Raw genomic sequence first — 19,721 nt, 5'->3', positions numbered from 1 at the left:
CGCTGCGCAGGGCGCTCGCCGAGCGCCGCCCGCTGGTGCGGCACCGTGCGGGCGCGGCGGGTGACGTCGCGGACGTGGCCTCGCTGGTGCCGCCCGAGGAGGCACGTGAGTTGGCGCGTGCGCGGCTCGGACCGCTGGAGGGACGGCCCCAGTTGGCCGAGACGCTGCGCATGTGGCTGTCGCTGAACGGCAGTTGGGACCGTACGGCGGTCGCGCTGGAGGTGCACCGCAACACCGTGCGGCAGCGCATCGCCCGCGCCGGCACGCTGCTCGGCGCGGATCTGAGCGACGCGGACGTACGGATGGAGCTGTGGTTCGCCCTCAAGTGGCGCCCGTAGCAGGGGAGTTCACGCCCCGTGACTGGGCGGCGCCCCGCGCCTCAGAGCTTCGTCCACGCCTCCGTCAGCACGCCGCGCAGAATCCCCTCCGCCTCGTCGAAGACGCTCTGGTCCGCGATGAGCGGCGGTGCGAGCTGGATCACCGGGTCGCCGCGGTCGTCCGCGCGGCAGTAGAGCCCGGCCTCGAAGAGGGCCTTGGAGAGGAAGCCGTAGAGGATCCGCTCGGACTCCTCCTCCGTGAAGGTCTCCTTGGTGGCCTTGTCCTTGACGAGTTCGATGCCGTAGAAGAAGCCGTTGCCGCGCACGTCGCCGACGATCGGCAGATCGAGCAGCCTGCGCAGCGTCTCCAGGAACGCGCTCTCGTTGTCGAGCACGTGCTGGTTGAGGCCCTCGCGTTCGAAGATGTCGAGGTTGGCCAGCGCCACCGCCGCCGAGACCGGGTGCCCGCCGAAGGTGTAGCCGTGCAGGAAGGTGTCGTCGCCCTTCCAGAACGGCTCGGCGAGCCGGTCGGAGACGATCGCCGCGCCGATCGGCGAATAGCCGGAGGTCATGCCCTTCGCGCACGTGATGATGTCCGGCACGTAGCCGAACTTGTCGCAGCCGAAGAGGGTGCCCAGACGTCCGAAGGCGCAGATGACCTCGTCCGAGACGAGCAGTACGTCGTACTGGTCGCAGATCTCGCGCACGCGCTGGAAGTAGCCGGGCGGCGGCGGGAAGCAGCCGCCGGCGTTCTGCACGGGTTCGAGGAAGACCGCCGCCACCGTCTCCGGCCCCTCGAAGAGGATCTGCTGCTCGATCTGGTCGGCGGCCCAGCGGCCGAAGGCCACCGGGTCGTCGCCGTGTGCCGGTGCCCGGTAGATGTTGGTGTTGGGCACCTTGTGCGCACCGGGCACCAGCGGCTCGAACGGGGCCTTCAGGCCCGGGAGTCCGGTGATCGACAGCGCGCCGTGCGGAGTGCCGTGGTAGGCGACGTTCCGCGAGACGACCTTGTACTTCCCGGGGTTGCCCGTGAGCTTGTGGAACTGCTTGGCGAGCTTCCACGCCGTCTCGACGGCCTCGCCGCCGCCCGTGGTGAAGAAGACCTTGTTCAGGTCGCCGGGCGCGTGGTGGGCCAGCCGCTCCGCGAGTTCGACGGCCTTGGGGTGGGCGTAGGACCAGATCGGGAAGAAGGCGAGTTCCTGCGCCTGCTTGTGCGCCGCCTCCGCCAACTCGGCGCGTCCGTGCCCGGCTTGTACGACGAAGAGCCCGGCCAGGCCGTCGAGGTAGCGCTTGCCGTCGGTGTCGTAGATGTGCGTGCCCTCGCCGCGGGCGATCGTCGGGACGGGCGCCTTCTCGTACGACGACATGCGGGTGAAGTGCATCCACAGGTGGTCGCGGGCCGTGCCGGAGAGGTCCTTGTTACCGGAGAGGTCCTTGTTATGGGTCATCGCGTTCCCCATGTGTAGGTCTGCTTGCGCAGCTTGAGGTAGACGAAACTCTCGGTGGAGCGCACGCCGGGCAGCGAGCGGATCCGCTTGGTGATCATCTCGAGAAGGTGCTCGTCGTCCTGGCAGACGATTTCGACGAGCAGGTCGAACGAACCGGCGGTGACGACCACGTAGTCGACTTCGTCGATCTCGGCGAGGGCGTCCGCGACCGCCTCGAGATCGCCTTCGATGGTGATACCGACCATCGCCTGCCGCAGGAAGCCGACGGTGAGGGGGTCGGTGACGGCCACGATCTGCATGACACCCTGGTCCTGGAGCTTCTGGACGCGCTGCCGCACGGCGGCCTCCGACAGGCCGACGGCCTTGCCGATGGCTGCGTACGGACGCCGTCCGTCCTCCTGGAGCTGCTCGATGATCGCCAGCGACACATCATCGAGCGAGCGGATGCCGTTTGTCTTCTTCGCGTCTCGGGCCACGCACGCCACTGTGCATGAGACCTCATCCGATTAGCAACCCGTAAGCGATGTAATTCGAAGCTATACGACCTTGGAAGAACAGAATCCGTCGTAGCCGGTGTGGTGGTGTATCGAAAGCGTTGCGCTCCTGGTTAGGGTGGCGGTCTCACCCGATGGACGACACTGCAGGAGGGGTGCGAAGTGACCACCGAGCTGCGTCGGCTGCGCAATTACATCGACGGCGAATTCCGGGACGCCGCTGACGGCCGGACCACGGACGTGGTGAACCCGGCCACGGGCGAGGTGTACGCCACCGCCCCGCTCTCCGCGGCCGCCGACGTCGACGCCGCGATGGCCGCGGCCGAGAAGGCGTTCCCCGCCTGGCGGGACGCGACCCCGGCCGCACGCCAGAAGGCGATCCTCAAGATCGCGGACGTCCTGGAGGAGCGCGCCGAGGAGTTCCTGGCGATCGAGTGCGAGAACTGCGGCAAGCCGCTGGAGCTCACGCGCCAGGAAGAACTGCCCATGATGCTCGACCAGATCCGCTTCTTCGCGGGCGCGGCCCGGATGCTGGAGGGCAAGTCCGCCGGCGAGTACATGGAGGGGCTCACCTCGTACGTACGGCGCGAGCCCGTCGGCGTCTGCGCACAGGTCGCCCCCTGGAACTACCCCGCCATGATGGCCGTGTGGAAGTTCGCCCCGGCGCTGGCCGCGGGCAACACCGTCGTGCTCAAGCCCTCCGACACCACCCCCGCCTCCGCGGTCTTCATGGCCGAGGTCATGGGCGAGATCCTTCCCAAGGGCGTCTTCAACGTCGTGTGCGGCGACCGCGACACCGGCCGGCTCATGGTCGAGCACAAGACGCCCGCGATGGCGTCCATCACCGGCTCGGTACGGGCCGGCATCGAGGTCGCGGGCAGCGCCGCCAAGGACGTCAAGCGCGTCCACCTGGAGCTGGGCGGCAAGGCGCCGTGCGTCGTCTTCGACGACGCGGACATCGAGGCCGCCGTCGAGGGCATCCGGGACGGCGGCTTCTTCAACGCGGGGCAGGACTGTACGGCGGCCACGCGCGTCCTCGTACAGGAGGGCGTGTACGAGCAGTTCACCTCCGCGCTCGCCAAGGCCGCCTCCGAGGTGAAGACCGGCGACCTCGGCGACCCGGACTGCTTCTACGGCCCGCTCAACAACCCCACGCATCTGGAGAAGGTCGGCGGCTTCATCGACCGGCTGCCCGCGCACGCCAAGGTCGAGACGGGCGGTGAACGGGTCGGCGAGACCGGCTGGTTCTACGCGCCGACTGTGGTCTCCGGGCTGCGCCAGGACGACGAGATCATCCAGAACGAGGTCTTCGGACCGGTGATCACGATCCAGAAGTTCACGGACGAGGCCCAGGCCGTCGCCTGGGCCAACGACGTCGAGTACGCGCTCGCCTCCTCGGTGTGGACGACCGACCACGGCCGGGCGATGCGGCTTTCGCGTGCGCTGGAATTCGGCTGCGTCTGGATCAACACCCACATCCCGCTCGTCGCGGAGATGCCGCACGGCGGATTCAAGAAGTCCGGGTACGGCAAGGACCTCTCGGCGTACGGGCTGGAGGACTACACGCGCGTCAAGCACGTCATGTCGGCGCTGTGACACGGCACTTGAGCCGCGCGGTCCGCTGAGGAGCGTCCGGAACAGGAGCCCCGGGGCAGGGCGGCCCCGGGGCTCCCGTGTGTCCGGGAGCCGTGCGTCGTGGCAGGCCGCAGCGCATGCCCGCGCGTTCGGAGCCGTCTCGTTACACGGACCGCCTTGACGTGTCCTGCGCACGGGATGGTTGTCTACGTCCGACACCGCACCACACACCGAGAAACGGGGACCTCGTGCTCATCTTCGGCACTTCGACCAAGATGCATCAGCTCGCGATGCTGAACCTGCTGTGCAGCTTCTGCGGCAATCCGTCGGCGCACTCGCTGCGCAAGCGCGTCACGAAGTTCTCCCTGTTCTTCATCCCGCTGTTCCCGATAGCCCCCGCGAAGCACTACCTCCAGTGCACCTTCTGCGGCGCCGCGAGCGAGGTGACGAAGGAGAACGCGGAGCAGCTCCTCGCACAGGGCGGCGGCGGCCCGCAGCCGTACGGCGCCCAGGGCGGTCAGCAGCAGCCGGGGTACGGCGCCCAGCAGCCGGGCGGCGCCGGGCAGTTGCCGCCGCAGGGCAACCCGTTCGCCGGGGGCGCGCCCCAGGGGCAGCAGCCGCAGAACCCGTACCAGTCCTGACGCGGACCCAGGAAGCGGACCGGAAGCGGACCGGACGGGGACGCGCGGACGTCCGCGACACGACGGCGGGGCCGGAGCATGCGGGCTTCCGGCCCCGCCGTCGTTCCTTACGGGCCGATCGTCATGTCACCGCCGCGCGGCGGGAGTTGTCAGACACCCCCTGGTGCGAGCTGGTGCGAGCTGGTGCGAGCTAGTGCGAGCGTCCCCACTCGGTCAGATACGCGTCGATCTCCTCGCCGAGGCGCGCCTTGCCGCCCTCGTCCAGGAAGGAGGCGCGCACCGCGTTGCGGGCGAGGGCCGCGATGCCCGCCGCGTCGAGGCTCAACAGGCGGGCGGCGATGGCGTATTCGGTGTTGAGGTCGGTGCCGAACATCGGCGGGTCGTCGCTGTTGACGGTGACGAGCACCCCGGCCTCGACCAACTCCCGTATGGGGTGCGCCTCCAGGTCCTCCACGGCGCGGGTCGCGACGTTGGAGGTGGGGCAGACCTCCAGCGGAATCCGGTGCTCGGCCAGGTGCTCCAGCAGCCGCGGGTCGCGTACGGAACTCGTGCCGTGCCCGATGCGCTCGGCGCGCAGCGAGGTCAGCGCGTCCCAGACGGTCTCCGGGCCTGTCGTCTCTCCCGCGTGCGGCACGCTGTGCAGGCCCACGGCGATCGCACGGTCGAAGTACGGCTTGAACTGCGGCCGCGGGACGCCGATTTCGGGACCGCCGAGGCCGAAGGAGATCAGCCCGTCGGGCCCCATCTCGGTGGCGATGCGCGTGGTCTCCTCGGCGGCGGGCAGCCCGGCCTCGCCGGGGATGTCGAAGGTCCAGCGCAGGACGACGTCCAGCTCCTTCTCGGCGGCGACCCGTGCGTCCTCGATGGCCTCCAGGAACGCCTCGGCGGGTATGCCGCGTGTGGTGGAGCTGAAGGGCGTGACGGTCAGTTCGGCGTACCGCACCTGCTGGCGTGCGAGGTCGCGGGCGATCTCGTAGGTGAGCAGCCGGACGTCCTCGGCGTCCCGCAGCAGGTCGACGACCGAGAGATAGATCTCGATGAAGTGCGCGAAGTCGGTGAAGGTGAAGTACTCCCTCAACGCCTCCGGATCCTGCGGAACGCCGGAGTCCGGGTGCCGCGAGGCCAGTTCGGCCACGATGCGGGGCGAGGCGGAGCCGACGTGGTGCACGTGCAGCTCGGCCTTGGGCAGCCCGGTGATGAATGCGTTGAGGTCGGACAACGGATGCCTCCAGCGGGGGGTCGGGAACCGGATCATCGTATGCGGGGCATTGGACCGGACGAATAGCATGGCCGCCCGACGAGGAACCCCGGGAGGGGACATGGCAGACGAGACCGGACGGCCCGGCCGCTCCGGCGGCGGGGAAGAGCACAATCCGTGGGCGCCACCCCGTGACGGGGCCGCGCCGGGCAGGGGGAGCATGGACCAGAACGACGCGGAGCGGAAGCCCCGTTCGGTGGCCGATCAGCCGACCGTCACCTCGGGGAGCGCATCGGTGCCTCCGCCGGTGCCGCCCGCTCCCGGTGCGCCGCCGGCCGCGCCGCCCGGCGCGGGCGGCGGAGGATACGGATACGGGGGACAGGGAGGCCACGGGGGACAGGGGCACGGAGGTTACGGCGCGGGGCAGGGGGCGGCACCCGGCCCGTCCGCGTACGCCGGCCCGGCTCCCTACGGTGCGCCGTCGCCGTACCAACAGCAGGGCGGACACCAGCAGTACGGCGCGGGCGGCGCGGCCTACGGCTATCCGCCGGCGGGGCAGCAGCCCTACGGATACGGCGCGGGTTCGCCGCCCTCCTACGGCTGGCACGGTCCGCCGCCCACCGGAAAGCCGGTGGCCGCGATGGTGTTCGGCATCATCGGCCTGGTCGCGGTCCTCACCTGCTGGGGGAGCTTCCTCGCGATCATCCTCAGCCCGATCGCGCTGGGGCTGGGGCACTCCGCGCGCAAGGAGGCCGACCGCGGGGAGTCGGGCGGGCGCGGACAGGCGGTGGCGGGCTTCGTGATGGGGATCATCGGGACGGTGCTGTCCGTGATCTGCGTCGCCTTCCTCGTCGTGATGATGGTCTTCTACAGCGAGGAGCTGGAGCGTGGTCCCGGGTACGGCGGCGGGGACGGCTCCTCGCTCGACGCCCGGGAGCGGGCGAGCGCGGCACCGGCGCTTCCCGGTGCGGTCGCTGCGGATGCTGCGGATCGTGGTGCCTGAACCCCGGACCGTATGCAGATTCCGTAGCGCAATCAAAAGGTAACGACGGAATCCCTTGTTCTCTCGGGTTCATCCTGTCAGGATCGGCCTCCAACACCAGCCGATCCCCCGCCGCAGGCAGGAGAGCCCGATGGTCCAGCGCTTCGATGTGTCCTCACGGTTCGCAGCGGGCGCCCAGTTCACCGCGGGACGCCTCGGACCGGGAGCCTCCGGACGGACCCAGGACGTCGTCGACCCCGCCACGGGCGAGAGCGTCCTGCGCTACGAACTCGCGGGGGCCGCCGACGTCGACGCCGCCGTGCACGCCGCCGGCCGCGCCCTGCCCGAGTGGGCCGGCGCCACACCCGGCGAGCGCTCGGACGCGATGCACCGCTGGGCGGCCGTACTGCGGGAGCGCACCGGGGAGTTCGTGTACGCGGAGTCGCTCCAGTGCGGCAAGCCGCTGAAGCTCTCCGAGGAGTTCGACGTACCGGGCTCCTTCGACAACGTCGCGTTCTTCGCGGGCGCCGCACGGCAGTTGCCGGGCGTGGCCGCCGCCGAGTACAGCGGTGACCACACCTCCTACGTACGCCGTGAACCGCTCGGCGTCATCGGCTCGATCGCCCCCTGGAACTATCCGCTCCAGATGGCCGCCTGGAAGATCCTCCCGGCCGTCGCCGCGGGCAACACCGTCGTCCTCAAGCCCTCCGAACTCACACCGCTCACCTCGCTGATGTTCGCGCAGGCCGCGTGCGAGGCGGGCATTCCGGACGGCGTCGTCAACATCGTCTCCGGCGCGGGGGCGGACGCGGGCGAGGCGCTGGTCGGCCATCCGTCGGTGGCGATGACCTCCTTCACCGGGTCGACGGCCGTGGGCAGGCGCGTGGCCGAACTCGCCACCTCCACCGTCAAGCGGCTCCATCTCGAACTGGGCGGCAAGGCGCCGTTCGTCGTCTTCGACGACGCGGACCTGGAGGCCGCCGTGCACGGCGCGGTGGCCGGCGCCCTCATCAACTCCGGGCAGGACTGCACCGCGGCGACCCGCGCCTACGTACAGCGGCCCCTCTACGACGACTTCGTGCGCGGCGTGGCCGACCTGATGCGCGACGTACGCCTCGGCGAACCCTTCGCGCCCGGCACCGACCTCGGGCCGCTCGTCTCCCACGCGCACCGCGACCGCGTCGCCGGCTTCGTCGAGCGGGCCCGCTCGTACGCGACGGTCGTCACCGGGGGAGAGGCGCCCGGCGGCGAACTGGCCAAGGGCGCCTACTATTTGCCCACGCTGGTGACCGGCGCGGCCCAGGACAGCGAGATCGTGCAGCAGGAGGTCTTCGGGCCGGTGCTGACGGTGCTGCCCTTCGACGCCGACGACCAGGGCATCGCCCTCGCCAACGACACCCCGTACGGACTGGCCGCCTCGGCGTGGAGCCGCGACGTCTTCCGTACGGCGAGCGCGGCGCGTGAGATCCGCGCGGGCTGCGTCTGGATCAACGACCACATCCCGATCATCAGCGAGATGCCGCACGGGGGCTACAAGGCCTCCGGCTACGGCAAGGACATGTCGGCGTACTCGTTCGAGGAGTACACCCAGCTCAAGCACGTCATGCAGGACATCACCGCACAGCCCCGCAAGGACTGGCACCGCACCGTCTTCGGCGACCGCTGACGCCGTGCGCCCCCGCGTCGGGGCGCACGCGTCGGGCCGCGCCCCCTCCCGCACGTCCTTCCCCGTCCCTCAACCGGAAGGCAGCCCCCGATGGACCTGGACCCGGAGCTGTACGAAGGCCTGCCCGACCCCGTGCGCAAGGCGTGGGAACGGAGCCTGACCAGCGGACGCGCGGCCATGAGCCGCCGCCGGCTGCTGCGGCTGGGCTCCCTGGCGGCGGGCGGAGCGGCGCTCGCCGCGTGCGGCATCCCGCCGGCCGCGGGCAGCGGCGGCGGTACGGAGCGGCGCGACCCGGACCACTCGAAGAAAGAGCGCGTCCTCAACTTCGCCAACTGGCCGCTCTACATCGACGTCGACGACAAGAACAAGAAGAAGCGGCCCACGCTGAACCGGTTCGAGAAGCAGAGCGGCGTCAAGGTCAAGTACGTCGAGGACATCAACGACAACAACGAGTTCTACGGCAAGATCAAGCCGCAGCTCGCCGCGGGCCAGGACACCGGCCGCGACCTGATATGTCTCTCCGACTGGATGGCCGGGCGCATCATCCGCCAGGGCTGGGCGCAGCGGCTGGACCCGGCGCACATGCCGCACGCTGTGGCCAATCTGGAGGACCGTTTCCGTACGGCGGCGCACGACCCGGGACGTCAGTTCAGCTATCCGTGGGCGGGCACCGCCTGCGTCGTCGCGTACAACAAGAAGGCCACCGGCGGGAAGAAGGTCACCAGCGTCTCCCAGCTTCTGGAGGACGACTTCCTCAAGGGCCGGGTGTCGATGCTGACCGAGATGACCGACACCATGGGCCTGGCGATGCTGGACACGGGCATCGACCCGCAGAAGTTCACCGCCCGCGACTTCGACCGGACCCTCGCCCGGCTCCAGAAGGCCGTCGACGCCAAGCAGTTGCGCCGCTTCAGCGGCAACGACTACCTCGACGAGCTCAACTCCGGTGACATCGCGGCCTGTCTGGCCTGGGCGGGCGACATCGTGCAACTGCGGATCGACAACCCGGACGTCGAGTTCGCGCTTCCCGAGAGCGGCTATCTCTTCGGTACGGACGACCTCCTCGTCCCCGCGAAGGCACGGCACCGGGCCAACGCCGAGGCCATGATCGACTTCTATTACCAGCCCCGGGAGGCCGCCGAACTGGCCGCCTGGGTCAACTACATCTGTCCGGTCACCGGCGCGAAGGCCGAGATGGAGAAGATCGACAAGGACCTGGCCGAGGACACGCTGATCTTCCCCGACGCCGAGACCATCGCGCGGGGCAGGAACTTCCGGCCCATGTCCACCGGTGAACACGCCCGGTTCGAGAACAAGTTCGCCAAGCTCATCGGCGCATAGGCGAGGAAGACCACCATGACGATCACGCTTTCCGGTGTCAGCAAGGTCTTCGGCGACTTCACCGCCGTACACCCGCTGGACCTCACCATCCCCGAGGGCTCCTTCTTCGCCCTGCTCGGCGCCTCCGGGTGCGGCAAGACCACGACCCTGCGCATGATCGCCGGGCTGGAGGAGCCGACCGGCGGCACGGTGCTGCTGGGCGAGGAGGACATCACGGCGCTCCCGCCGCACAAGCGGCCCGTGAACACCGTCTTCCAGAACTACGCGCTCTTCCCGCACCTCGACGTGGCGGAGAACGTCGCGTTCGGGCTGCGCCGCCGCGGCATCACCTCCGTACGCAAGCAGGTCGAGGAGATGCTGGAACTGGTCGAACTCGGGCCGCTGGCCGGGCGGAAACCCCGGCAGCTCTCCGGCGGACAGCAGCAACGCGTCGCGCTCGCCCGTGCGTTGATCAACCGTCCGCGGGTGCTGCTGCTGGACGAGCCGCTGGGCGCGCTCGATCTGAAGCTGCGGCGGCAGATGCAGTTGGAGCTCAAACGCATCCAGACCGAGGTCGGCATCACCTTCGTCCACGTCACGCACGACCAGGAGGAGGCCATGACGATGGCCGACACCGTGGCCGTGATGAACGCCGGCCGCGTCGAGCAACTGGGCGCCCCCGACGAGCTGTACGAGCGGCCCCGCTCGACCTTCGTCGCGAACTTCCTCGGCACCTCCAACCTGATCGAGGCGGAGATCACCGAGGCCGGCGGCGAGGAGCTGGTGCTGAAGGCCACCGGCACCGACAGCGTGCTACGGCTGCCCGCGGAGCGGTGCGCGGCGCCGGACCCGCAGACGGGCGGCAAGCTGCTGGTCGGGGTGCGGCCGGAGAAGATCTCGCTCACGCACGCGGAGGACGACGACGGCGAGGGCGCGGGCACGCAGGCGAACGGCACCGGCGCGCGGCGCGGGGCAGTGAACGGCGCGAACGGCGAGGGGAACGGCGGCGCGGACAACCGGCTCACCGGCCGCATACGCGACGCCGGTTACCTCGGCGTCTCCATGCAGTACGTCGTCGACAGCCCCGTCTGCCCCGAGTTCAGCGTCTACGAGCAGAACGTCGAGCGCGACGCCCGTCTGACCCCCGGCGCCGACGTCGTCCTGCGCTGGCGGCCCGCCCACACCTTCGCCCTCGACGCCACCCAGGACGCCGACGCCGGCACCGTCGAGGAGGCGCTGTGACCGCCACGGGCGCGCCCGCCTCCGAGGGCGCCGCACCGCCGACCGGAACCGGACCGCTGAGCACCGGCTCGGCGCAGGGCGATGCGTCCGGCACCGCCGCACGGCGCGGCCGGCGCAAGCTCACCCCGTACTGGCTGCTGCTCCCGGCGGGCCTCTGGCTGGCCCTCTTCTTCGTCGCGCCGTTCTTCTACCAGGCCTCGACCTCCGTGCAGAGCGGCTCGCTCGAAGACGGCTTCCGCGTCACCTGGGACTTCACCAACTACAGCGACGCGCTGGCCATGTACGGGCCGCACTTCCTGCGCTCGTTCCTCTACGCGGCCACGGCCACCGTGCTGTGTCTGCTCATCGGCTACCCGCTGGCCTATCTGATCGCCTTCCGTGCGGGGCGCTGGCGCGGGCTGCTGCTGGTGATGGTGATCGCGCCGTTCTTCACCAGCTTCCTCATCCGCACCCTCGCCTGGAAGACGATCCTCTCCGACGCCGGGCCCGTCGTCGGTGTACTGAAGTCCCTCCATGTCCTGGACGTCACCAGCCAGTTGGGCCTGACCGGGGACGACCGGCTGCTGGCGACGCCGCTGGCGGTGGTGTGCGGACTGACGTACAACTTCCTGCCGTTCATGATCCTTCCGCTCTACAGCTCGCTGGAGCGGATCGACCTCTCGCTGCACGAGGCGGCGCGCGATCTGTACGCCACACCCGCCACCGTCTTCAGGAAGGTGACCTTCCCGCTCTCGCTCCCGGGTGTCGTCGCGGGCACGCTGCTCACCTTCATCCCCGCCTCGGGCGACTACATCAACGCGCAGTTGCTCGGGTCGCCGAACACACAGATGGTCGGCAACGCCATCCAGAAGCAGTTCCTCAACGTCCTGGACTATCCGGCCGCGGCGGCCATGTCGTTCATCCTCATGGCGATCATCCTGATCGCCGTCAGCGTCTACATGCGCAAGGCCGGAACGGAGGAGCTCGTGTGACGACCACCGGCAAGCACCCCGGTTCACCGGCGGCCACGGAGGATCCGGCCCCGCCGCCGCGGCGGACACCGGCACGCGGCGGGACGTCGGCCCCGGCGCCGCTGCGCTGGCTGCGCCGCAATGCCGTCGTACTCGCCGGCGTCGCCTCCCTGTGCTATCTGCTGCTGCCCAACGCGGTGGTGATGCTCTTCTCCTTCAACAAGCCCGCGGGCCGCTTCAATTACGAGTGGCGCATGTTCTCCACCGACGCATGGACGGATCCCTGCGGTGTCGCCGACATGTGCGGATCGCTCGGGCTCAGCCTGCAGATCGCGCTGCTCGCCACGGTGTTCGCCACGGCCTTCGGTACGTTCGCCGCGTTCGCCCTCGCCCGGTACCGCTTTCGCGGCAAGGGCACCGGCAACGCGCTGATCTTCCTGCCGATGGCCATGCCCGAGGTCGTCATGGGCGCCTCGCTCGGCACGCTCTTCCTCAACACCCGTGTCGCCTTCGGCTTCGTGACGATCCTCATCGCCCACATCATGTTCTGTCTGAGCTTCGTCGTCGTCGCCGTGAAGGCACGCGTGATGAGCATGGACCCGCGGCTGGAGGAGGCGGCGCGCGATCTGTACGCGGGGCCGCTGCAGACCTTCCTCCGGGTCACGCTGCCGCTGGCGGCCCCCGGCATCGCCGCGGGCGCGATGCTCAGCTTCGCCCTGTCCTTCGACGACTTCATCATCACGCAGTTCAACGCGGGCCCCTCGACCGTCACGTTCCCGATGTTCGTCTGGGGCGCGGCGCAGCGCGGTGTGCCCGTGCAGGTGAACGTGATCGGCACGGCCATGTTCCTGATCGCGGTCGCCGTCGTCCTCGGCGGGCAGATCGCGGCCGGACGGCGCAGGAGGCGGGGATGACGGCGGCGGCCGGTGGGGGGTCGGACGGCACGACACTGAGCGGCGCGGAGCGCGAGGCCGCCATCGCGCGCTCGCTCGCGGGCGCGCGCCCCGCGCCCTTCTGGCTGGACGACCCCGCGTACCGGCCCGAGGCGCTGCCGGCGCTCGCCGGGGAGACCGCCTGCGATCTGCTGGTCGTCGGCGGCGGCTACAGCGGGCTGTGGACGGCGCTCATCGCGAAGGAGCGCGACCCGTACCGCGACGTGGTGCTGCTGGAGGCCAAGGAGACGGGATGGGCCGCCTCCGGCCGGAACGGCGGCTTCTGCGACGCCTCCCTCACCCATGGCTTCGCCAACGGGCTCGCCCGCTGGCCCGGCGAGATCGAGACCCTGGAACGCCTCGGCCTCGCCAACCTCGACGCCATCGAGGAGGCCGTCCGACGGCACGGCATCGACTGCGACTTCGAGCGCACCGGCGAGATCGACCTGGCGACGCGGCCGCATCAGGTGGCCGAGCTGCGCGAGGCCGCCGACGAGGCGCGGCGGCACGGCTTCGGCGACCGCGTGACGTTCCTGGACCGCGAGGCCGTACGGGAACAGGTCGACTCGCCCGCCTTCCTCGCGGGCGTCTGGTACCGCCGCAGCGTGGCCATGCTCAACCCGGCGCGGCTCGCCTGGGGACTCAAGCGTGCCTGCCTGGAGGCGGGCGTACGGATCCACGAGCACACGCCCGCCCGGGGACTGCGTACGGACGAGGCGGGGACCGGCGCCTCGAAGGGCACCGCGAACGGCACTCCGAACGGCACCCTGAACACCGGCGGCAGCGGCGGCAGTTCGGGCTCCGGTCACGGTGTCACGGTGACCACGCCGCACGGCCGCGTCCGCGCCCGGCAGGCCGCCCTCGCGACCAACGCCTTCCCCTCGCTGCTGCGGCGGCTGCGTCCGTACATCGTCCCGGTCTACGACTACGCGCTGATGACCGAGCCGCTGACCCGGCAGCAGCGGGCGGCGATCGGCTGGGCGGGCCGTCAGGGACTCGCGGACAGCGCCAACCACTTCCACTACTTCCGGCTGACCTCCGACGACCGCATCCTGTGGGGCGGTTACGACATCCTGTACCACTACGGCAGCCGGATCGCCGCCGAGTACGACCAGCGGCCCGAGACCTTCCGCAAGCTCGCGGGCCATTTCGCCGACACCTTCCCGCAGTTGGCGGACGTGCGCTTCAGCCACACCTGGGGCGGCGTCATCGACACCTGCTCCCGCTTCTCGCCGTTCTTCGGCACCGCGCACGGCGGACGGGTCGCCTACGCCGCCGGATACACCGGACTCGGCGTCGGCGCGACGCGCTTCGGTGCCGAGGTGATGCTGGACCTGCTCACCGGAGAGCCCACCGAGCGTACGGAGTTGGAACTCGTCCGCACCAAGCCCCTGCCGTTCCCGCCCGAGCCGGTGCGCTGGGCCGGTATCGCGCTGACGCAGTGGTCGCTCTCCCGCGCGGACGAGCGGGGCGGGCGGCGCAATCTGTGGCTGAAGGCGATGGACGCGACGGGGATGGGTTTCGACAGTTGAGTGCGGGCACATGAGTGCGGCACGTGAACGAGGGCACGCGAGTGGGGGGACGGTGAACCCGCTGACGCCCGCCCGCTGTTCGGCCTCCGGCGGCCCCGACGCCGGGCCGTGACAGGGCGAACTCCCCGTCGTCCGACGGCCGTTCGGCCGTATCGCCACTGGTGGGCCCGATGAAAGCTGGTCGGACCACTGCCCGCCGTGCCCTGCGCAATGGCATGCTCCCTTCAATAACCCCCCACCGAGGAGCATCTGAATGCGTATCAGGCACAGATCCAGAGCGATCGCGGTGACCGTGACACTCGCCGCCACGGGACTGCTGGCCGGCCCCGGAGTGGCCCTCGCCGACGACTCCCACAGTGCCGCCGTCTCGCAGGTCGCCGCCGAGCCCGGAGCGTCCGCCGCCCCCGTCGAGGTCACCCGGGACGGCTCCCACGTCCGTACGAAGGCGAGCGAGGCCAAGGCCGCCAAGACGCTCGAAGTGGACTACCAGGTCCAGGAGACGGGCTACTGGTGCGGTCCCGCCGCCACCCGCATCGCGCTCTCCGCGCGCCAGGCGCCGCCCAGCCAGGCCGACCTGGCCGCCCAGTTGGGCACCACTGAGAACGGCACGGACGACATCAGCCAGGTCACCGGCGTCCTCAACGACAACCTCGGCAGCAACGACTACGAGTCGAAGTACATGCCCGACGACCCGCCGTCGCAGGCGCAGAAGGACGCGCTCTGGCAGGACATCGTCGGCGACATCGACAACAACCTGCCGCTCGTCACCAACATCGTCGCGCCGCCCGGCAACCAGCCCCCCGGCTACCCGTCCGACCAGACCATCTACCACTACTTCACGGTCATCGGCTACGACGACGCCAACAGCACGGTCCTGATCGCCGATCCGGCCTCCTTCGGCGGCAACCAGATCTACTGGCTCTCCTTCGACCAGCTCGCCTCGCTCATCCCGCCGAAGGGCTACGCGGCCTGACGGTCTGGGCACCGACGCGCCGCCCACTCGGCGCTCCGGTGCCCCGGCGCCTCGTGGCGCCCGTAAGACCCCGTACGCCGGACCGGCCCTCCCGCGCGGTCGGCCGGCCCCCCTGCCGACCGTGTTTCCCGGTCCGGCGTACGGGTGCGGTGCCTCGTCCGACGGGCCGCGGTCCTCTCTCCGAGGGGCCGCGGCGCACTCATGTCCGGAGTGCGCGCCTGCTCCAAGTCCCCTGCGCCGTACGCCGGTTGAGACCGCGTCGCGGACCTGAACGGACCCTTCGCCACCGGTTCCTCCGCGTCCGCTTGTCGACGAATCGTGCGGATGTCACGTATGCGTCGCAGAGTTCACCGATTATCCGTCCCGTGTCAGTCTGTCCTGTTAGCGTGCCTGGCTGTCAGGGGTGAGCCCGCCGTGCCCGGAAGCCGGCGGCGCGCACCCGCGGGGGGATATGACAAGGGGGAGACTCATGTCCGCAATGCACGGCTCGTCTTCGCGTGCCATCAGCAGCTCGGGCGCAAGCTTCGGCCGGATGTTCCCGGATCTGCCGCCGCGCCGTCCCACCGGACTGGAGCAGGCGAAGGAGTTCGGCCTGCCCGGCGGCATCATGGACGGCGGCCAGACCACCGACGAGCAGGAGAACCCGAACCTGCCGGCGGGCTTCACGTACTTCGGCCAGTTCATCGACCACGACCTCACGCTGGACGCCATGTCCGAACTGGGCCAGCGCAACGACCCGTCGGGCGTGACGGACGCCCGTACACCGCGGCTCGACATGGACAACCTCTACGGCGCGGGCCCCGTGGTCAGCGAGCACCTCTACGACCGCGAATCGCACCAGACCAAGCTCGTCCACGCCGCGCACGGCGCCGACTTCGCGCGTACGGACCAGGACATCGCGCTCATCGGCGACCCGCGCAACGACGAGAACATGATCCTGGCTCAGCTCCACCTCGCGCTGATCAAGTTCCACAACGCGGTGGTCGACGCGCTGCGGGCGGGCCGGATCACCGACGCCCTCGGCCAGAAGCTGCCGCCCAGGCCGCCGGACGAGCCCGGCGATCTCCAGCCCGGCGTGCCGCTGGAACAGCTCCTGGACGTGGAGGGCTACTTCAACACCGTCTTCACCAAGGCCCAGCAACTGGTGCGCTGGCACTACCAGTGGCTCGTCGTGCACGAGTTCCTCATGCGCGTCGGCGACCCGGAGCTGGTACGGGACGTGGAGAAGAACGGCCCGCAGTTCTTCCGTCCGCGGGAGTCGGTGACGATGCCCGTGGAGTTCGCCGCCGCCGCGTTCCGCTTCGGCCATCCCACGGTGCGCTCCAGCTACCGGATCAACGACTCCTTCTCCGGCAAGATCTTCCCGGACGACCCGGAGGCCCCCGCCGAGCCGCGTACCGATCTGCGCGGCGGGCCCGTACGCCCGGAGCACGCGGTCGACTGGAGCCTCTTCTTCCCGCTGGGCGACGGCAGCCGGCGCCACCAGCACACCAAGCGGATCAACGGCGTGCTCAACAGCCAGCTTCTGGACCTGCCGGTCAGCGCGGTGCCCGGTGCGAAGGAGGGCGCGCTGTCCCGTCCGGTGGCGTCCCTCGTCGTACGGAATCTGCTGCGCAGCGAGACCCTGGGGCTGCCCTCGGGCCAGGACGTGGCGCGCAAGGTCGGCGAGACGCCGCTTACCGACGAGGAGCTGGGCAGCACCGGGCCCGCCTACCTCTGGTACTACATCCTCAAGGAGGCCGAAGTCCGCGCGGACGGCCTGCACTTGGGGCCGGTGGGCACACGGATCGTCGCCGAGGTCCTCATCGGGCTGATGGACGCCGACCCGACCTCGTACCGCTCGGCCTACCCCGAGTGGCGTCCGACTCTCGCCGACGACTACGGACGGTTCGGCCCGGCCGACCTGCTCCGCTTCGCGGGCGTCGTGGGCTCCGGCGACGACTGACGGAGCCCGCGCAGGACGACGGCGGTCGCCGCGGTCAGCACCACCCAGCTCAGACACCAACTCGCCGCCACATCCAGCGGCCAGTGGTAGCCCCGCCACACCAGGCCCGCGCTGCACGCCCCGGTGAGCAGCGCGGCCGTGGCGGGCAGCGGCCAGTACGGCGGCCGCCGCACCGTCAGGGAGAACAGCAGCGCCGCACCGCCGAAGGCGACCGCCGCCGTGGCGGTGTGGCCCGACGGGTAGTAGTTGGTGCCGCCGGGCGGTCCCGGCCTGCCCAGCCACACCTTCACCAGGGTGACGAGGAGGGCGGTGACGGCCAGCGCCGCCGCCGCGCACACCGGCGGCAGCCAGCGGCGCACGCCGCCGGTCACCACGGAGTACGTACACGCGGCGGCGAGCACCGGCAGGGCGACGATCATGTTGCCCAGATCCGCGCAGAGTTCGGCCAGCGCGTCGGGCGGAGCGGTGTGCCGCAGCGCGTCACCGAGCCGCATGTCCACGGCCGCCAGCGGACCGTCGACGGCCACCTGCCAGGTGATCAGCGCGAAGAGCACGCAGCACAGCGCGCAGAGGGAGAGATGAAAAGCCGACCGCCCCGGAACAGGGGGGAGAGTTCCGGAGCGGCCGTATCGACCGGTATTCCGCGAGCCCCGGGGGGTGTGGAGCGGGCGGTCCCCCGATCGGTGAGGAGCGTGCGCCAGGGCACGACCCGGCCTGTCTTGGGGAGAGACAGACTCGGGACGGGAATCGTCCGGAGTGGAGTTCCGAAGTACCCGATTGCTGAAACCGTACGGCAGGTCAGCGGGGCCGGACAGCCGGATTACGGACCGGCCATCGGCCTCGCACACATTCTTCACGCCGAACGGATTCAGCACGGGGCCCGACCCGGCCGTGCTCCGCTCACCGCACGCTCCGTCCCCGTCTCACCGGTCTCTTACAGACCGGCCAGGGCGCCTTCGAGTACGTCCAGACCCTCTTCGAGGAGATCCTCGCCGATGACCATGGGCGGCAGGAAACGCATCACGTTGCCGTACGTGCCTGTGGTCAGCACCAACAGCCCCTGCTCGTGACAGGACTTGGCGAGCGCGGCGGTCACCTGCGGGTCCGGCTCCTTGCCGCCGGGCTTGACCAGTTCGATCGCGAGCATCGCGCCGCGGCCCCGTACGTCTCCGATGACGTCGTACTGTTCGGCCAGCTTCCGCAGCCGCGGCTTCATGACCTCCTCGATGCGCTTGGCCCGTGCGGGGAGGTCCATCTCGCGCATCGTCTCGATGGAGCCGAGGGCGGCGGCGCAGGCCACCGGGTTGCCGCCGTAGGTGCCGCCGAGTCCGCCGGAGTGCGGCGCGTCCATGATCTCGGCGCGGCCGGTGACGGCGGCCAGCGGCATCCCGCCGGCGATGCCCTTCGCGGTGGTGATCAGGTCCGGGACGATGCCCTCGTCCTCACACGCGAACCACTGTCCCGTACGGCAGAAGCCGGACTGGATCTCGTCCGCGACGAAGACGATGCCGTTCTCCTTCGCGAACTGCGCGAGACGCGGCAGGAAGCCCTTCGCCGGCTCGATGAACCCGCCCTCGCCCAGCACCGGTTCGATGAGGATCGCCGCGACGTTCTCCGCGCCGACCTGCTTGCTGATCTGGTCGATGGCCTGCGCCGCGGCCTCCTCGGCGCAGTTCTCGGGGCCGGTCAGCCAGCGGAAGGGGTAGGCGACGGGCACCCGGTAGACCTCGGGCGCGAACGGGCCGAAGCCGTGCTTGTACGGCATGTTCTTCGACGTCAGCGCCATCGTGAGGTTCGTACGGCCGTGATAGCCGTGGTCGAAGACGACGACGGCCTGACGGCCGGTGTACGAACGGGCGATCTTGACGGCGTTCTCCACCGCCTCAGCACCGGAGTTGAAGAGCGCGCTCTTCTTCGCGTGGTCGCCGGGCGTGAGCCGGGCCAGCTCCTCGCAGACCTCGACGTAGGGCTCGTACGGCGTGACCATCACGCAGGTGTGCGTGTACTGGGCGAGCTGCGCGCTCGCGCGGCGCACGACGGCGTCGGCGCTGTTGCCGACACCGGTCACGGCGATACCGGAACCGAAGTCGATGAAGGAGTTGCCGTCGACGTCCTCCAGGACGCCGCCGCCTGCGCGCTTGGCGAAGACGGGCATCACGGTGCCGATGCCGTCGGCGACCGCGGCCTGCTTGCGTGCCATCAGCTCCTGGGACTTGGGCCCCGGGACGGACGTGACGACGCGACGCTCCTGGGGGAGGGCCGGGCCACCGGACAGTTCCGTCATCGTGCTCATAGCGCTCACTCTCAGGACGAAGGGGTCTGCACGTCCCTCGCAGGCTAGAGGCCACGGGGAAGCCGGGACATGCACCGGTGCGGAGAAGTAGCCGTGTCGTGTTGGCCGCTGCGGACATTGGCGTGGAGGGCGCCGGTCCGGTGCGGACGGTGCGCCGCGGGCGGGGGTACGCGGCCCGTCCGGCCGCCGGAACCGGTGCGGGTGCCCGGCCGG

The 19,721-nt window shown here is 70.4% G+C and carries 17 protein-coding genes; 12 read left to right on the top strand and 5 right to left on the bottom strand.

The features are described from left to right. Positions 1-338 (top strand): PucR family transcriptional regulator (locus AN218_RS26190; protein WP_141747696.1); only part of this gene is annotated, 338 nt, incomplete at its 5' end. Positions 339-379: 41 nt separating this feature from the next. On the opposite strand, the gene AN218_RS26185 is transcribed toward AN218_RS26190, so the two are convergent. Beyond that, entirely contained in the window at positions 380-1,765 is a 1,386-nt protein-coding gene (locus AN218_RS26185; protein ID WP_107421577.1) for an aspartate aminotransferase family protein, read from the bottom strand. Further along, positions 1,762-2,250 (bottom strand): Lrp/AsnC family transcriptional regulator, encoded by a 489-nt coding sequence (locus AN218_RS26180; RefSeq protein WP_070019493.1) that lies wholly within the window; start codon positions 2,248-2,250, stop codon positions 1,762-1,764. The genes AN218_RS26185 and AN218_RS26180 overlap by 4 nt, the downstream gene beginning before the upstream one ends. A 171-nt stretch (positions 2,251-2,421) precedes the next feature. Here AN218_RS26180 and AN218_RS26175 point away from each other — a divergent pair, with 171 nt between their 5' ends. Beyond that, the gene (locus tag AN218_RS26175) at positions 2,422-3,855 is read left to right on the top strand and encodes a gamma-aminobutyraldehyde dehydrogenase (RefSeq protein WP_070019491.1); all 1,434 of its coding nucleotides are present in this window, start codon (positions 2,422-2,424) and stop codon (positions 3,853-3,855) included. A gap of 227 nt (positions 3,856-4,082) precedes the next feature. Continuing rightward, positions 4,083-4,475 carry a zinc ribbon domain-containing protein gene (locus AN218_RS26170; RefSeq protein WP_070019489.1) on the top strand — a complete coding sequence of 131 codons (393 nt, stop codon included), beginning with the start codon at positions 4,083-4,085 and terminating at the stop codon, positions 4,473-4,475. Positions 4,476-4,665: 190 nt separating this feature from the next. Here the strand turns inward: AN218_RS26170 and AN218_RS26165 are convergent, their stop codons facing one another. Beyond that, entirely contained in the window at positions 4,666-5,694 is a 1,029-nt protein-coding gene (locus AN218_RS26165; RefSeq protein WP_070019488.1) for an adenosine deaminase, read from the bottom strand. 100 nt (positions 5,695-5,794) lie between these two features. On the opposite strand from AN218_RS26165, the gene AN218_RS26160 reads away from it, so the two are divergent. The 9 genes from AN218_RS26160 to AN218_RS26120 all read left to right on the top strand — a co-directional run bounded on the left by AN218_RS26160 (position 5,795) and on the right by AN218_RS26120 (position 17,215). Beyond that, complete coding sequence (locus AN218_RS26160; RefSeq protein WP_244900726.1) at positions 5,795-6,676, top strand: DUF4190 domain-containing protein; 882 nt, start codon at positions 5,795-5,797, stop codon at positions 6,674-6,676. Positions 6,677-6,806: 130 nt separating this feature from the next. Next, positions 6,807-8,321, top strand: coding sequence for a gamma-aminobutyraldehyde dehydrogenase (locus AN218_RS26155; RefSeq protein ID WP_070019485.1), 1,515 nt, complete (start codon positions 6,807-6,809; stop codon positions 8,319-8,321). Between the two features lie 90 nt (positions 8,322-8,411). Beyond that, positions 8,412-9,662 (top strand): polyamine ABC transporter substrate-binding protein, encoded by a 1,251-nt coding sequence (locus tag AN218_RS26150; RefSeq protein ID WP_070019483.1) that lies wholly within the window; start codon positions 8,412-8,414, stop codon positions 9,660-9,662. A gap of 15 nt (positions 9,663-9,677) precedes the next feature. After that, positions 9,678-10,883, top strand: a complete 1,206-nt coding sequence (locus AN218_RS26145) for an ABC transporter ATP-binding protein (protein WP_070019482.1) — start codon at positions 9,678-9,680, stop codon at positions 10,881-10,883. Positions 10,884-10,939: 56 nt separating this feature from the next. After that, positions 10,940-11,854, top strand: a complete 915-nt coding sequence (locus AN218_RS26140) for an ABC transporter permease (RefSeq protein ID WP_070019506.1) — start codon at positions 10,940-10,942, stop codon at positions 11,852-11,854. Between the two features lie 101 nt (positions 11,855-11,955). Continuing rightward, positions 11,956-12,747 carry an ABC transporter permease gene (locus AN218_RS26135; protein ID WP_070019502.1) on the top strand — a complete coding sequence of 264 codons (792 nt, stop codon included), beginning with the start codon at positions 11,956-11,958 and terminating at the stop codon, positions 12,745-12,747. Beyond that, positions 12,744-14,297, top strand: a complete 1,554-nt coding sequence (locus AN218_RS26130; protein WP_079132604.1) for an NAD(P)/FAD-dependent oxidoreductase — start codon at positions 12,744-12,746, stop codon at positions 14,295-14,297. The genes AN218_RS26135 and AN218_RS26130 overlap by 4 nt, the downstream gene beginning before the upstream one ends. A gap of 253 nt (positions 14,298-14,550) precedes the next feature. Then, positions 14,551-15,270, top strand: coding sequence for a C39 family peptidase (locus AN218_RS26125; RefSeq protein ID WP_070019480.1), 720 nt, complete (start codon positions 14,551-14,553; stop codon positions 15,268-15,270). A gap of 469 nt (positions 15,271-15,739) precedes the next feature. Continuing rightward, positions 15,740-17,215, top strand: coding sequence for a peroxidase family protein (locus AN218_RS26120; protein ID WP_171908801.1), 1,476 nt, complete (start codon positions 15,740-15,742; stop codon positions 17,213-17,215). On the opposite strand, the gene AN218_RS26115 is transcribed toward AN218_RS26120, so the two are convergent. Then, on the bottom strand, positions 17,149-17,769 hold the full coding sequence (locus AN218_RS26115) for a phosphatase PAP2 family protein (RefSeq protein ID WP_244900725.1): 621 nt from the start codon (positions 17,767-17,769) through the stop codon (positions 17,149-17,151). The two genes, AN218_RS26120 and AN218_RS26115, sit on opposite strands and share 67 nt — an antisense overlap. Positions 17,770-18,149: 380 nt before the next feature. Then, entirely contained in the window at positions 18,150-19,499 is a 1,350-nt protein-coding gene (gene gabT, locus AN218_RS26110) for a 4-aminobutyrate--2-oxoglutarate transaminase (RefSeq protein WP_070019499.1), read from the bottom strand. Positions 19,500-19,721 lie beyond the last annotated feature (222 nt).

The organism is Streptomyces nanshensis, assembly GCF_001751255.1.
GTDB classification, from domain to species: Bacteria; Actinomycetota; Actinomycetes; order Streptomycetales; family Streptomycetaceae; genus Streptomyces; species Streptomyces nanshensis_A.
Note: the sequence above shows the minus strand (reverse complement) of the source record. Positions and strands in the feature narration are given on the sequence as shown.